This window comes from Erwinia sp. ErVv1 (genome assembly GCF_900068895.1).
In the GTDB taxonomy this organism is placed as follows: Bacteria; Pseudomonadota; Gammaproteobacteria; order Enterobacterales; family Enterobacteriaceae; genus Erwinia.
In genome coordinates, this window is record NZ_CDPK01000011.1 from 133393 (window position 1) to 147590 (window position 14198).

Consider the following 14198-nt stretch of genomic DNA (forward strand, 5'->3'; position numbering starts at 1 on the left):
CGGACCCGCCGCAAGCACGTCCGTGTGGGCTCGACTCGCGCATCCCTGCGCTCGACGGTCCGCTCAGCCAACGGTCCCCGCCTGGCCTCGGGCTGTGTTGTCGCTGTTAAAAACCTCTTCATGTCGTCCGGCCCCGGCCTGCAAAATTTTCGACAGGCAAGGCCGCCGTGACCGGATCATGTTTTGACCTTAACCACTGCCAGAGCACTGACAGGCTACTCCGCAGTCAGAAGGCGGTGTTGCGGAGCAGATAAGCCGGGTCTCTGCCGCAGGGATGCGGCAGTGAAGCCCCCAGGGATGGGTTTACGGCGTCCCGGCGTTCTGATCCGCAACATAGCCGTGTCACCAGAGCGGGTTTTGACTTTAAGGCCCCAACATAGCCGTGTCACCAGAGCGGGTTTTGACTTTAAGGCCCCAACATCCCCCTGTCACCTGAGCGAACTCCTTTTCTGCCGCCTGCATAAATAATTCCACACCCTTATAGCGTTTTAAACTTGTAAATCACCAAACGGTATATAAAACCGTTACTGCTTTTCGTCTGGTTATAAATACACTGATCGCTCTGCAAAGGCGTACGGCCAGTTGGAATGACCAGGGTGGATAATGACGTTAGCGAACCACAAAAAAAGCACAGGCGGTTTCGCTCTCTTGATGCTGCTGGCCAGTTCAGCCCAGGCTACCGAACTGCTAAACAGCTCATATGACGTATCACGTGAGCTCTTTGTCGCCCTGAATGCGCCTTTTGAACAACAGTGGAACGCGCAGCACAGCAACGACAAACTCACCATCAGACAGTCTCATGCGGGTTCCTCCAAACAGGCGCTTGCCATTCTGCAGGGCCTTAAGGCGGATGTGGTCACTTACAACCAGATAACCGACGTTCAAATCCTGCACGATCGCGGCAACCTTATCCCGGCAAACTGGCAGCAGCGCCTGCCCAATAACAGCTCACCCTTTTATTCGACCATGGCCTTTCTGGTTCGCAAAGGGAATCCAAAAAACATCCATGACTGGCGTGATTTGGTCAGAAACGACGTTAAATTGATTTTCCCTAATCCAAAAACCTCAGGTAACGGGCGCTACACCTGGCTCGCCGCCTGGGGAGCTGCCGATAAAGCGGATGGCAGGAATAAAGAAAAAACGGAAGCATTTATGACGCAGTTTGTTAAAAATGTTCAGGTATTCGACACCGGTGGGCGAGGGGCGACCACGACCTTCGTTGAGCGAGGGCTGGGAGACGTGCTGATAAGCTTCGAATCCGAGGTCAACAACATTCGTAATCAGTATCCGCAAGGTGATTACGAAGTCATCGTGCCGAAAAGCAACATCCTTGCCGAATTCCCGGTAACCTGGGTCGACGCGAATGTCGACGCTAACCACACTAAAACGGCGGCGAAAGCTTACCTGAATTATCTCTATAGCCCACCTGCGCAAAAAATCATGACGCAATATTACTACCGCGTGAACAACCCGCAACTGATGACGCAGCAGAAAGATCGCTTTCCGCAGGTTGACCTGTTTCGGGTAGAAGAGGCCTTCGGCGGCTGGCAGCAGGTGATGAAAACCCAGTTTGCTAACGGCGGTGAGCTGGATAAATTATTAGCAGCAGGACATCAGTAATGTTTGCCTCCAAAAGTAAGCGCGTGCTGCCCGGCTTCGGACTGAGCCTGGGCAGCAGCCTGTTTTTTACCTGCCTGATCCTCTTGTTACCGATCAGCGCGTTATTAATGCAGCTCTCGAAAATGACGCTGAATGAGTACTGGCAGGTAGTGACCAACCCACAAATGATCGCCGCCTATAAAGTCACTCTGCTTTCAGCAGGAGCAGCCTCTATTTTTAACGCCTTTTTCGGCATGCTGATGGCATGGATCCTGACGCGCTATCGTTTCCCGGGCCGCGCCCTGCTCGATGGTCTGATGGATCTTCCCTTTGCATTGCCGACTGCGGTAGCCGGTCTGACCCTGGCGGGGCTGTTTTCGGTCAATGGCTGGTACGGTCAGTGGTTAGCCCAGTTTGATATAAAAGTGTCGTATACCTGGCTGGGCATTGCCGTGGCGATGGCCTTCACCAGCATTCCCTTTGTGGTGCGAACCGTACAACCCGTGCTGGAAGAGCTGGGGCCGGAATATGAAGAGGCCGCGGAAACCTTAGGGGCTACGCCGTGGCAGAGCTTTCGTCGCGTGGTGCTGCCGGAGGTTGCTCCGGCGCTGTTGGCGGGGACCGCTCTCTCTTTTACCCGCAGTCTGGGAGAATTCGGCGCGGTGATCTTTATCGCCGGGAACATTGCGTGGAAAACCGAAGTCACCTCGCTAATGATATTCGTCAAGTTACAGGAATTTGACTACCCGGCAGCCAGCGCAATTGCTTCAGTTATCCTGGCCGCTTCCCTGTTGCTGCTGTTTGCGATTAATACCTTACAGAGCCGATTTGGCCGTCGTATTGGAGGTCACTAATGGCGGATATAACCGCACTTACCAGTATCGGAAGAAGCCGTGCTAACTGGGGTAAATGGGTTCTTATCGCGCTGGGGATGCTGATCTCACTTGGACTGCTGGTGGTGCCGCTGATTGCTATTTTTGTCAGTGCTTTCTCCGGCGGCATTGGTGCCATCTTAAGTAATATTAAAGACGGCGATATGCTGCATTCGATCTGGCTGACGATATTGATGGCGCTGATTACCGTACCGGTGAACCTGGTGTTCGGAACGCTGCTGGCGTGGCTGGTCACGAGGTTTGACTTCCCTGGCCGCCAGCTCTTGCTGACGCTTTTTGATATTCCTTTCGCCGTGTCGCCCGTGGTGGCAGGCCTGATGTATTTGCTCTTCTGGGGCGTCAACGGCCCGGCGGGCGGCTGGCTGGATGCGCATAATATCCAGCTGATGTTTTCATGGCCGGGCATGGCGATGGTTACCATTTTTGTCACCTGCCCATTTGTGGTCCGGGAACTGGTGCCGGTCATGCTCAGTCAGGGCAGTAATGAAGATGAAGCGGCGATACTGCTGGGGGCGTCCGGCTGGAAAATGTTCTGCCGGGTGACGCTGCCAAATATTCGCTGGGCGCTGCTCTATGGGCTGGTGTTAACCAATGCCCGCGCGATTGGCGAGTTTGGCGCAGTCTCAGTTGTTTCAGGCTCCATTCGAGGCGAAACCTATACGCTGCCGCTACAGGTTGAATTACTCCATCAGGATTACAACATCGTTGGCGCTTTTACGGCCGCTGGCCTGCTGACCCTGATGGCAATAGCGACGCTGTTTGTCAAAAGTGCTGTGCAGTGGCGGTTAGAGCATCAGCATAAGCGTCTGGAACAGGAGGGGAATCATGAGCATTGAAATCAGTAGCATTAACAAATCATTCGGTCGCACCCGGGTGCTGAACGATATTTCGCTGGATATCCCTTCCGGCCAGATGGTGGCACTACTGGGGCCTTCCGGCTCAGGAAAAACCACGCTGCTGCGCATTATTGCCGGTCTGGAAAATCAGAATAGTGGGCGCCTCAGCTTTCATGGCAAGGATGTGAGCCATCTGCACGCGCGCGATCGTCAGGTCGGCTTCGTTTTTCAGCACTATGCGTTATTCCGCCATATGACGGTGTTCGATAATATCGCCTTCGGTCTGACGGTACTGCCACGTCGTGAGCGGCCATCGTCTGCGGTGATTAAAGAGAAGGTGACCCGACTGTTGGAGATGGTGCAGCTGGGACATCTTGCTTCCCGCTTTCCTGCGCAGCTTTCGGGTGGCCAAAAGCAGCGGGTCGCGCTGGCGCGTGCGCTTGCGGTCGAGCCACAGATACTTCTGCTGGATGAACCCTTTGGTGCACTGGATGCGCAGGTGCGTAAAGAGCTGCGTCGCTGGCTGCGGCAGCTGCATGAGGAGCTCAAATTTACCAGCGTGTTTGTCACCCATGACCAGGAGGAGGCGATGGAAGTTGCCGACCGGGTGGTGGTGATGAGCCAGGGCAATATTGAGCAGGTTGGCACCCCAGACGATGTCTGGCGCGATCCGGCAACACGCTTCGTGCTGGAGTTTCTCGGAGAGATAAACCGCTTCGATGGCGAGGTCCATGGCGCCCAATTCCAGGTAGGCGCACATCACTGGCCACTGGGTTATGCATCGGCACATCAGGGGGCCGTGGAACTGTTCCTGCGCCCCTGGGAGATAGACGTCAGCCAGCAGAGCAGTCTTGAAACGCCACTGCCAGTGCACATCCTGGAGGTCAGTCCGCGTGGTCATTTCTGGCAGGTAGTGGCACAGCCATCCGGCTGGGGACAGGAGCCTGTAACGCTGGTAGTCGAAGGTTCCCAGGCTGCGCCGGTTCGCGGCGAGCGCCTCTTTGTTGGCCTGCAGCAGGCTCGGTTATATAAAGGCGATACACCGCTGCGACAGGTTGCCTTTGCGCAAAGCGCCTGATATTTTCATCTGGAACCGGGTCAGGCTTGCCTGACCTTTTTTTTGCTACTTTTCTGCCTGATTCGGGAATAACTCTGTGACCACCCTGGAAAATACCATCGGTAATACGCCGCTGATTAAACTTCAGCGGCTGACGCCCGACAACGGCAGTGAAATCTGGCTAAAGCTGGAAGGGAATAACCCTGCAGGTTCGGTGAAGGATCGTGCCGCACTTTCGATGATCCAGCAGGCTGAAAGGCGGGGTGAAATTAAGCCGGGCGATGTGCTTATTGAAGCGACCAGCGGCAATACCGGTATTGCGCTGGCGATGATTGCCGCCATGAAAGGCTATGTGCTTCGCCTGCTGATGCCGGAAAATATGAGTCTGGAGCGCCAGGCGGCAATGCGCGCTTACGGCGCAGAGCTGATCCTGGTCAGCCGCGAAATGGGTATGGAAGGCGCTCGCGATTTGGCGACAGATATGGCGGCAAGAGGCGAGGGTAAACTGCTCGATCAGTTTAATAACCCGGATAATCCGCTAGCGCATTACACCACCACCGGGCCGGAAATCTGGCGGCAGACGCAGGGGCGACTGACCCATTTCGTCAGTAGCATGGGAACGACTGGTACGATTACCGGCGTAGGGGCTTTTCTGAAAGAGCAGAGTCGCGAGGTGCGGATTATTGGGCTTCAGCCCGCTGAGGGCAGCAGCATTCCAGGTATTCGCCGGTGGTCGGGTGATTATCAGCCGGGCATCTTTCGCCCCGAGCTGGTGGACAGCATCATTAATATGAGCCAGCAGGAGGCAGAAAAACGGATGCGCCAGCTGGCACGGCACGAAGGGGTTTTCTGCGGGGTGAGTTCCGGCGGCGCGATCGCCGGTGCATTACAGGTGGCGGAAAGCATGCCTGGTAGTGTTGTTGTAGCAATAGTGTGCGATCGTGGCGACCGTTATTTATCTACAGGTGTTTTTCACTCTTATTAAAGCGTATAAGATTATGTAATAAATAAGAAGTGTAATAATTGTTCTATTAGTTTTTTTATTTATGGTTTAGGTAAAAACTCTGCATCAGGACTTATTTGGATTTATTTGGCTGAATTATATTTCATATAAATACCCTTTCCTTTTAATGTAGATTGTGTAAATATTATTAGCTCATGCATGCTTATAGTGTAACGCCTGTAATATATCTAAGTTTTATTGGGCGTTCAATCGATGCATGAGTTTTTACTATGGATTATCTATTATATGAAAGGACTATTATGAAAAATTTAAAAACTAAAAAAATCGGCGCGACAACGGTTTTTCTGTTGGTGTCAGCGGCGTTAAGTAGTGGCGTATTTACAGCTAATGCGGCTCCTGTTATTGATATTAAATCACCTACCGCAGGGGTCTCACATAATATTTATTCTGAATTCAACGTCGGCCATGAAGGCGTTATATTCAACAACAGTAAAAATTCGAGTGATACGCAGCTGGCCGGTAAGATTGCGGGGAATAGTAATTTCTCCAATGAGTCAGCCCGGGTGATTCTGGCAGAAGTGCGTTCTCAATCTGGGAAAGCAAGCCAGCTGAACGGCATGATGGAAGTTGCCGGAAACAAAGCTGAGCTGATTATTGCTAATCCAGCGGGTATTGATTGTAATGGTTGTGGCTCGATCAATACCAGCCGTCTGACTCTGGCTGCAGGTTCAACGCTGGTTGATAACCTCAGCAGCGCGTCATCAGGCTCCATCTTCTTCACCATTGGCAAAGGTCAGGTGACAATTGGTAATGAGGGGATGAAGTCAGGCCAGACTGATTTTACTGATATTATCGCCAGCGCGATCAAGGTAAATGGCGAATTACAGGCAAAGAATCTGGATCTGCATACCGGTGAAGTTACCGTTGCCCGCGCACCGGGCCAGGCCGATTACTTTTTTGACTACGGTGCAGTTTCTGATGGCGAACGCCCTGAGCTGGCGCTGGATGTATCATCATTAGGCAGCATGTACGCCGATCGTATCAGCCTGGTCGGTACGGATAAGGGCGTTGGCGTTCGAAATGCCGGAACGCTGGTGTCGAAAGGCGATCTTATGCTCACTGCCAATGGTAGCTTTGTTAATGAAAAATCAGCAAAAATTAGCGGAGATTTTGTCGGAATCACCATGAACGACAATACCCTCGTTAACCAGGGGAGCATTAGTGGCGTTTCTTTCGCCAGGCTGGCAGGCAAAAGTGTTATTAACGCCAATAGTGGTAACATTACCTCTGAAAATCACGTATTTGTGACTTCGGATGATTTCGAAAACAACGGTAAAATCGCTGCCAACGGGCTTGCTGCACACTTCAGCCCCGACGGAATTAACTTCATCGACTGAAAATAGTCATCACCCCTGAACAGGAAGGTTCAGGGGTTTCAATCAAAAAGGAATTTAGCCTTGAATGCCGCTCAATTTGTTGCACTAACGTTAACCATGACTGCATTATCGTCTGCTTTTTCCTCTACGCTTGAACAGCGTGAAATTAATCAGAGTGTACAGGATAAAGTTAGAGAAGAGAGCAGCGCTCAGGCCGGGAAAAATGTCCGCAGCGACGATAAGATTAAAGACCCTATAACCATCGATTTCCCGGAGGAATCGCCGTGCGTAGTGATAAAGAAAATAACAGTAGAGAATGTTGATAAGTTTCCCTATCGGCTTTACCTGAAACAGTTTGCTAACCAGGGAAAAGGACGTTGCATCGGCATCAAGGGGGCAACGGCTATTTCCACAGCATTACAAAACAGGCTAATCAGTTATGGATATATTACGACGCGCATTAAAATTCCCGAGCAGGATGTCAACGATGGCACGTTGCGTTTTACTCTCATTCCCGGTGTGGTTGATAGTATCCAGCTGACGCAGGCAGACGATCGCTATATCAATCTCTTTACGACCTTTCCCATGAAGAAAGGAAGCCTCCTTAATCTCCGCGATCTTGAACAGGGTCTGGAGAATATGCAGCGTGTTTCTGGTGCACAGGCCCGGATCCGACTTACCCCAGGGGGAAGTGAAGGCGGAAGTGATATCAACGTCAAACACGCTGGATCACGACTATGGCGGGTGGGACTGTGGATGGATGATTCAGGAAGCCGGTATACGGGGCGTTATCAGTCAGGAGGAACATTCTATCTTGATAATCCTGGCGGTATTAACGATAACCTGATGGTTTCAGCCGGGGGGAACCTCTTCAAGAGGGACGCCAGAGGGTCAAGTAACCAATATTTCTACTACTCAGCTCCCTTTGGCTACTGGACGTTCGATATCTTTGGCGCTAAATCAAGGTTTGAGCAAAGAATCTCCGGCAATTATGCCACCTTTAGCTTTCATGGCCAGAGTAATAGCTTAAGCGTGGGCGCGAAGCGGGTTATTGCCCGTAGCGGGAATTCAAAAACGACCCTTGGCGTCGAGTTACAGAAAAAAAGATCGAGAAATTATATCGAAACGACGGAGTTATCCCTACAGCAGCGCAATAGCTCAGCATTAAAAAGCACTCTTAAACATCAGCGCTATCTGGAATGGGGCGACCTGGATGGAGCGGTCTCTCTCCAACGTAATCTGGACTGGTTTAATGCTCAGCCAGAAGCAGCAAGACGTTCCAACGGTTACAGTCCTCAGGCGAGGATAGCGACGCTAACGACGGGTCTGACCGTTCCTTTTACCCTCGCTCAGCAGAATATGAGCTATCAAACCAATTACCTTTTGCAGATTTCACCTGACAGGCTAACCCCTCAGGAAAAATTTGTCTTAGGGAATCGCTGGGCCGTCAGGGGTTTTGATGGTGAATTCAATCTTAATGCAAGCCAGGGTTATTTATGGGGTAACACGCTTAATTTCAATTACCCCGCTTACGGTTTTCAACTCTACCTCGGCGTGGATTATGGGCGGGTTATGGGCAGAGGAAGCGAATTACTGTCTGGCAGGCAGCTGATGGGCGGCGTGGTTGGAATTAACGGCTGGAAGTGGAATACGGGATATAACCTCTTTTTGGGCGCGCCACTATATAAGCCCGATCAGTTTCAAACAGACTCTGTAAACCTTGGCTTTTCCGTTAACTGGCAATATTAGTAATTTATTATGATTATTACAGGAGTTTATTTTTCAGGGTGTTTTTTGATTTTTCTGTCATTCTAATTATTGCTATTTTAATTTTATTATAATACTGCATAATCTTCCTACTGGGGGAATTACCCTTTCCTTAGAGTGCAACTGTTGGAGCCATGTAGCTAAGCGGGACGTTGATCGCAGTGATGCGTGAGTCGGGGCGACAGGAATGGAGTCACGCCGTATCTGCATTGTGCCTGGCACGTTCACAGTACGCAATAACCTGGAACGGGATGACTCGCAGTGATATGGAGGAGCATGGGGCTCCTGAAGATATAGAGTGATTTTGAATAATTAGCTTGCAATGCAGGTAATTGTTTTTAACGAAAAAGGATATTTCATATGAAATTAAATAAATTGTTAGTATCTGTGGTGATAGTGTTAAGTAATACCATGTTTTATGCTAATGCAGCACCCATTAATAATATAAATAACCCTATTCAAAACGGAATATCACATAACGTTTATTCGGAATTTAATGTTGGAAAAGAGGGGGTGGTATTTAATAACAGTCTGGAGGCGGTAAATACCCAGCTTGCAGGAAAAATTAACGGCAATAGCAACCTGGATAAAGCTGCCAGTATCATTATCGCTGAAGTACAATCAAAGTCATCCAAAGCGAGTCAGCTGAACGGCATGATAGAAGTTGCAGGTAACCCGGCCGAGCTAATTATTGCTAACCCAGCAGGTATTAATTGTAATGGATGTGGTTCAATTAACACCAGTCGGTTCTCTCTTGTTGCCGGTAACGTTGTAATTAATCGATCTGATTCGGGCACCACTTACTTTAATATTGATAAAGGACAGGTTACGATCGATAAGGATGGCATGCATTCTGGCCAGACTGATTTTACCGATATCATTGCCAGGGCAGTGAAAGTCAATGGTAAAATTCAGGCTAAAAATCTTTCTCTTCTTACGGGAAAGATCGAGGTTTCTCGTCATCGGGGTGAAAAAGACTTTGTGTTTAAAAATTCCAGTAGCTATCTCGGGAAGCCTGGGTATGCACTGGATGTAACCGCGTTAGGCGGTATGTATGCAGATCGTATTATTCTGGAAGGTAATGAAGCTGGCGTTGGCGTTCGCAATTCGGGGATAATAAACGCTAATGACCTGCTGTCACTCAATGCTAAAGGGAACTTTACTAATAATCAGTCAGCGAAAATGAATTCAGGGGATCTCCTGTCTGTCTCTGTGCGAGATACAATAATCAATCAGGGTGAGATGAGCGCCACTAACCAGAATTTAGAGGCGACATCTGTGAAAAACATGAAAAATGGGATCATCTCAGCGGATAAAAATGTTTTGGTGGCCTCAAAAATCTTTAGCAATAAGGGTGTTGTTTTTGCAGGAGAAAATGCCATACATTTTTCCCCATCTGGCATAAAGTTTATTAAATAGAAAACACGTTGTGTTGGCCTGTAGGTATATAATGTGAGTCATTAATTTACCACCTAAATAAATGCTCGCCTTACTAAAGTCTGCGTGATTAAAAAAGTGCACTCATATTTTCGAGTGCACTATTACGCTATAATATTAAAAGGATTTTATCTTATGAAATATATGAATAATTCAATGAGGCTAAAAAAAGCGTCGTTACTTATTGCGCTGAGCTTAGGTTGTGCCGCATTTTCAGTAGGGGCGGTGCCCGTTATTGATATTAATGCCCCAGTTAAAGGTATATCACATAATATTTATTCTGAGTTTAATGTCGGTCAGGAAGGCATCGTGTTCAACAACAGCATGTCAGATACCAACAGCCAGCTTGCGGGTAAAATATCTGCCAATAATAACCTGCTGAATAATATTTTCACAAACGGCCCGGCAAGCGTAATCATTGCTGAAGTGAGCGCTAAGTCAGGCGCACCCAGCCAGCTTAATGGTCTGATGGAAGTCGCGGGTAAAAAGGCTGATTTGATTATCGCTAATCCGGCAGGCATTAATTGTAACGGCTGTGGTTCAATCAATACCAACCGCCTTTCTCTGGTGGCCGGTAAAACCATTCCTGATGCCTTTAATACCAGTATTTTTGGTAGTAGTGATATCTATTTCCAGATTACAGAGGGGAACGTCATTATTGATAAAGGCGGCCTGAAGTCTGGTAAGACAGATTACACCGATATCATCGCTCGTGCAGTGAAAGTGAATGGCGAGATTCAGGCAAAGGATCTTGCAATCCTGACCGGGGAAATGAACGTAGCAAGGAAGAAAGGGCGGAGTGATGCCATCTATAATAGCGTCTCCACCAGTGCCGCTCGTCCCTCTTATGCCCTGGACGTTTCTACGCTGGGTAGCATGTATGCAGATCGCATCAGCATGGTAGGTTCGGAAAAAGGTGTTGGAGTGCGTAATGCCGGGGGAATTGCCACCAAAGGCACGCTTTCCCTTGATGCCAGCGGACGAATCACCAACGAGAAGGCTGGTAAGTTGTCATCAGATGCGTCAATGATGATTGCATCTGCTGAAGGCATTATTAATCGTGGAAAAATGCGCGCACACGATAATTTACTTGAGGCAAAGTCTGTAGAAAATGCTGCCGGGGGAACGATTTCTTCTACTTCCACTACCCTGATCCGTGCGGATAGCTACACAAATAGCGGTAAAGCAGATGTTGGTGGGCTTTATGCACAGATAGGATCGACTGGCCGCATTAGCATGTTGAAATAACAGCGTCCCCGTGACCGGCCTTACAGGCCTGGTTACTTCTAACGTGATCATTTCTTTTTTTACCTCCTGCCCGCATTTATGTGGGCAGTTTTTTTGCTTAGAGGGCGGGTTGTATTGTGAGCTAATCTGTCTGTTAACTTACAAAGAACATCACCTCTTTCATACCTTGAGTTAACATGTAAGGATTGGGTAAAACAAGCTGCTATTGTTCCGATAACAGGTGAAAATAGCGGCTGAATCTATAAGAGAGTGCGCATGAAAATTTTACTGGTTGACGACGATCTCGAACTGGGCACGATGCTCAGTCAGTATCTGATTACAGAAGGATTTGATGCATCACTGGTGTTAAACGGCAAGGCCGGAATTGAAGGGGCGATGTCGGGTGAATACAGCGCGATGATCCTCGACATTATGCTGCCGGATATGAGCGGTATCGACGTGCTGCGTCAGGTTCGACAGAACTGCCGTCTGCCAGTGATTATGCTGACGGCGAAAGGCGACAATATCGATCGCGTGATCGGGCTGGAGATGGGGGCAGACGACTATGTGCCTAAACCCTGCTACCCGCGCGAACTGGTTGCCAGGCTGCGCGCCGTGCTGCGCCGGGTTGACGAGCAGCCAGTCATTGTCGAGAGCAAAGAGATGGCGGTCTGGAGTGACCTGACCCTTAATCCTGCCACGCGTATCAGCGAGTGGAAGAAACAGCCGTTCGATCTGACCGCTTCGGAATTTAACCTGCTGGATTTGCTTATTCGCGCGCCGGATCGCGTGGTATCTAAGGATGAGCTGTCCGAAAAAGGGCTTGGCCGTCCTCGTGAAGCCTACGATCGCAGCGTGGATGTGCATATCAGCAATATTCGCCAGAAGCTCGCGGCCCTGACCCAGGATACGGTAACCATCGAGACCGTCCGCAGCATAGGCTATCGCATACGATGACGGCTGGATTTCGCGGGCTGCTTTTCTGGAAGATCCTGCTGGGGTTCTGGCTGACGTTTCTGCTGATGAGCCAGCTGCTATGGCTGAGTTTTTCACTATACGGCAAGCATCATGAGCCGCCAGAAAACCTGACCGCCAGGCGCATCGTAAACCTGCAAATGACCTCTGCCGTATCCGTGCTTCAGCGTGGTGGTATAGAAGCGCTCAACGATATGATGGCGGACTGGCCAGCCAGCGATCGGCGGTTCTTTTCGATCCAGATGATGGATAAACCTCCTCAGGAGAGGCCGCGCAGCGATCTTAATCGTGATGTCCTAAACGGTGAGTTTCCGAAAGAGGTCATCGAGTGGGTAAGCGGGGCAGATGGCCGACAGTATCAGCTGCGCTATGACGTGGAAGGGCTGCGAAATGACAGCAATATGGGCGGCCCGCCCAGGCATTTCCTTAACGTTCCGGAGCCGCTGCTGTTTATGGCGGGCTTTGGCGGCCTGTTATTCAGTCTTTTTTTGGCCTGGAACCTGACCCGTCCCATGCGTCAACTGCGCAAAGGTTTTGATCGGGTATCCAAGGGCGATCTTTCGGTACGCCTGTTTCCGGCCATGCGCCGCCGTCACGATGAACTATCGGCCGTGGCGCAGGATTTCGATTCCATGGTTGAACGGTTGTCCGTGCTGGTCAGAGCGCGTGAGGAGCTGCTGCACGATGTTTCCCACGAGCTTCGTTCACCTCTGGCGCGGCTGCAGCTGGCTACCGGACTGGCCCGGCAGACGCCGGAATCAGTCGGGCAGTCGCTGGACAGGATTGATGAGGAAGCGCGGCGTCTGGACAAAATGATTGGCGAACTGCTGACGCTTTCCAGAGCCGAACATGAAAGCCTGCCGGATGAGCAGTACTTTGATCTGTACGGGCTTTTAGAGGCGGTGGCTAACGATGCGCGCTATGAGGCGCAGATACCCGGCGTAGACATTTTGCTCTTCGCTGACAGGAGCGCTGACTACACCGTTAAGGGCGATGCCAAACTGATCCGCTCAGCGCTGGAGAATGTGATCCGCAACGCGCTGCGTTTTTCTCTTCAGGGGCAGCAGGTTAGTGTGACTCTGCGGCAGGAAAACGGCTGGCTGTCGGTGAACGTTACCGATCAGGGGCCAGGTGTCGATGCCGACAAACTCTCCAGCATTTTTGATCCTTTTGTGCGGGTCAATACGCCCCTCTCCGGCAAGGGGTACGGGCTGGGTCTTTCCATTGTACGCAAGGTGGTGCTGGCTCATCAGGGGGAGGTAAGTGCGGTTAACGGCAGAAATGGCGGTCTGGAACTGACTATCAAACTGCCACACTGGGTAGTGTAGCCTCTCGGTACGGTGGTATCATCGCGAGAGCCAAACGTTTGCACATCACTTCAAATGAGGTAGGGATGAGTAAAGCCGCTCCCAGTAAGCAGCAGGAAGTTCAACGTATCGTTGAGGCATTGTCCCTGGCCATTGCCCAGCAGAGGCTCAAGCCGGGAACCCGGCTGATAGAGACACAAATTGTTGAGGCGCTGGACGCTAACCGTAATCACGTTCAGTCGGCGCTACAGCGGATGATGCTTCAGCATATTGTGACTATTGAGCCTAACCGCGGCGCGCGCGTCGCGCAGCCTGAGGCGAGGGAAGCGCAGGAAATTTTCATTGCGCGACGCGCAATTGAAAGAGCCATTATCAGCTCCATCACGCCAGATAAGATAAGCGCCTGGAGTGACAAACTTGAACAGCAGCATCTGAAAGAGCGTGAGGTTATCAAGCGTAACGATCGTCAGGATATTATCCGGCAGCTGAGCGAATTCCATCTGTTGCTGGCGGAGATTAGCGACAACCAGGTGCTGCGCGAAATTTTGGCCAATCTGATGGCACGCAGTTCGCTTATCGTGTCGCTCTACCTCCGGCATGATGCTGTAAGTATCCCGCTAAAACGGCCCATTCACATTTAGAGATCTTCCGGCATACTTTCTCTGCTAATGAAGGAGATCGCTATGCGTAAAGCACGATTCACCGAACACCAGATTATTGCTGTCCTGAAGTCTGTCGAAGCTGGACGTACCGTGAAAGA

General features: G+C 50.4%; 12 protein-coding genes. All 12 read left to right on the forward strand.

Features of this window, described 5'->3' with window-relative positions; all coding sequences use genetic code 11:
- Positions 1 to 603: 603 nt before the first annotated feature.
- Complete coding sequence (locus tag A1830_RS15620) at positions 604 to 1620, forward strand: sulfate ABC transporter substrate-binding protein (protein WP_067708198.1); 1017 nt, start codon at positions 604 to 606, stop codon at positions 1618 to 1620.
- Positions 1620 to 2453, forward strand: a complete 834-nt coding sequence (gene cysT / locus A1830_RS15625; protein ID WP_067708201.1) for a sulfate/thiosulfate ABC transporter permease CysT — start codon at positions 1620 to 1622, stop codon at positions 2451 to 2453. Before A1830_RS15620 ends, cysT begins: the two co-directional genes overlap by 1 nt.
- Positions 2453 to 3328: a sulfate/thiosulfate ABC transporter permease CysW gene (gene cysW / locus A1830_RS15630; protein ID WP_067708205.1), complete on the forward strand. Its 876-nt coding sequence runs from the start codon at positions 2453 to 2455 to the stop codon at positions 3326 to 3328. Before cysT ends, cysW begins: the two co-directional genes overlap by 1 nt.
- Complete coding sequence (gene cysA / locus A1830_RS15635; protein ID WP_067708209.1) at positions 3318 to 4406, forward strand: sulfate/thiosulfate ABC transporter ATP-binding protein CysA; 1089 nt, start codon at positions 3318 to 3320, stop codon at positions 4404 to 4406. The genes cysW and cysA overlap by 11 nt, the downstream gene beginning before the upstream one ends.
- A 76-nt stretch (positions 4407 to 4482) precedes the next feature.
- Positions 4483 to 5370: a cysteine synthase CysM gene (gene cysM / locus A1830_RS15640; protein WP_067708214.1), complete on the forward strand. Its 888-nt coding sequence runs from the start codon at positions 4483 to 4485 to the stop codon at positions 5368 to 5370.
- Between the two features lie 278 nt (positions 5371 to 5648).
- A complete protein-coding gene (locus A1830_RS15645) occupies positions 5649 to 6746 on the forward strand; it encodes a filamentous hemagglutinin N-terminal domain-containing protein (RefSeq protein WP_067708217.1) in 1098 nt (365 codons plus the stop codon).
- A 60-nt stretch (positions 6747 to 6806) separates the two neighbouring features.
- Positions 6807 to 8474, forward strand: coding sequence for a ShlB/FhaC/HecB family hemolysin secretion/activation protein (locus A1830_RS15650; protein WP_067708221.1), 1668 nt, complete (start codon positions 6807 to 6809; stop codon positions 8472 to 8474).
- Between the two features lie 378 nt (positions 8475 to 8852).
- Positions 8853 to 9911, forward strand: a complete 1059-nt coding sequence (locus A1830_RS15655; RefSeq protein WP_067708225.1) for a filamentous hemagglutinin N-terminal domain-containing protein — start codon at positions 8853 to 8855, stop codon at positions 9909 to 9911.
- A 153-nt stretch (positions 9912 to 10064) separates the two neighbouring features.
- A complete protein-coding gene (locus tag A1830_RS23010; protein ID WP_067708229.1) occupies positions 10065 to 11177 on the forward strand; it encodes a filamentous hemagglutinin N-terminal domain-containing protein in 1113 nt (370 codons plus the stop codon).
- Positions 11178 to 11432: 255 nt separating this feature from the next.
- Positions 11433 to 12113, forward strand: coding sequence for a response regulator transcription factor (locus A1830_RS15665; protein ID WP_067708232.1), 681 nt, complete (start codon positions 11433 to 11435; stop codon positions 12111 to 12113).
- Positions 12110 to 13459 carry an ATP-binding protein gene (locus A1830_RS15670; protein ID WP_067708236.1) on the forward strand — a complete coding sequence of 450 codons (1350 nt, stop codon included), beginning with the start codon at positions 12110 to 12112 and terminating at the stop codon, positions 13457 to 13459. The genes A1830_RS15665 and A1830_RS15670 overlap by 4 nt, the downstream gene beginning before the upstream one ends.
- A 65-nt stretch (positions 13460 to 13524) precedes the next feature.
- Entirely contained in the window at positions 13525 to 14079 is a 555-nt protein-coding gene (locus A1830_RS15675) for a GntR family transcriptional regulator (protein WP_082804195.1), read from the forward strand.
- Positions 14080 to 14198: the final 119 nt, after the last annotated feature.

Excerpts from the sequence above, each read along its gene's own strand:
- A1830_RS15620 (WP_067708198.1), top strand. The coding sequence starts at position 604 with ATGACGTTAGCGAACCACAAAAAAAGCACAGGCGGTTTCGCTCTCTTG.
- cysT (WP_067708201.1), top strand. The coding sequence starts at position 1,620 with ATGTTTGCCTCCAAAAGTAAGCGCGTGCTGCCCGGCTTCGGACTGAGC.
- cysW (WP_067708205.1), top strand. The coding sequence starts at position 2,453 with ATGGCGGATATAACCGCACTTACCAGTATCGGAAGAAGCCGTGCTAAC.
- cysA (WP_067708209.1), top strand. The coding sequence starts at position 3,318 with ATGAGCATTGAAATCAGTAGCATTAACAAATCATTCGGTCGCACCCGG.
- A1830_RS15645 (WP_067708217.1), top strand. The coding sequence starts at position 5,649 with ATGAAAAATTTAAAAACTAAAAAAATCGGCGCGACAACGGTTTTTCTG.
- A1830_RS15655 (WP_067708225.1), top strand. The coding sequence starts at position 8,853 with ATGAAATTAAATAAATTGTTAGTATCTGTGGTGATAGTGTTAAGTAAT.
- A1830_RS23010 (WP_067708229.1), top strand. The coding sequence starts at position 10,065 with ATGAAATATATGAATAATTCAATGAGGCTAAAAAAAGCGTCGTTACTT.
- A1830_RS15665 (WP_067708232.1), top strand. The coding sequence starts at position 11,433 with ATGAAAATTTTACTGGTTGACGACGATCTCGAACTGGGCACGATGCTC.
- A1830_RS15670 (WP_067708236.1), top strand. The coding sequence starts at position 12,110 with ATGACGGCTGGATTTCGCGGGCTGCTTTTCTGGAAGATCCTGCTGGGG.
- A1830_RS15675 (WP_082804195.1), top strand. The coding sequence starts at position 13,525 with ATGAGTAAAGCCGCTCCCAGTAAGCAGCAGGAAGTTCAACGTATCGTT.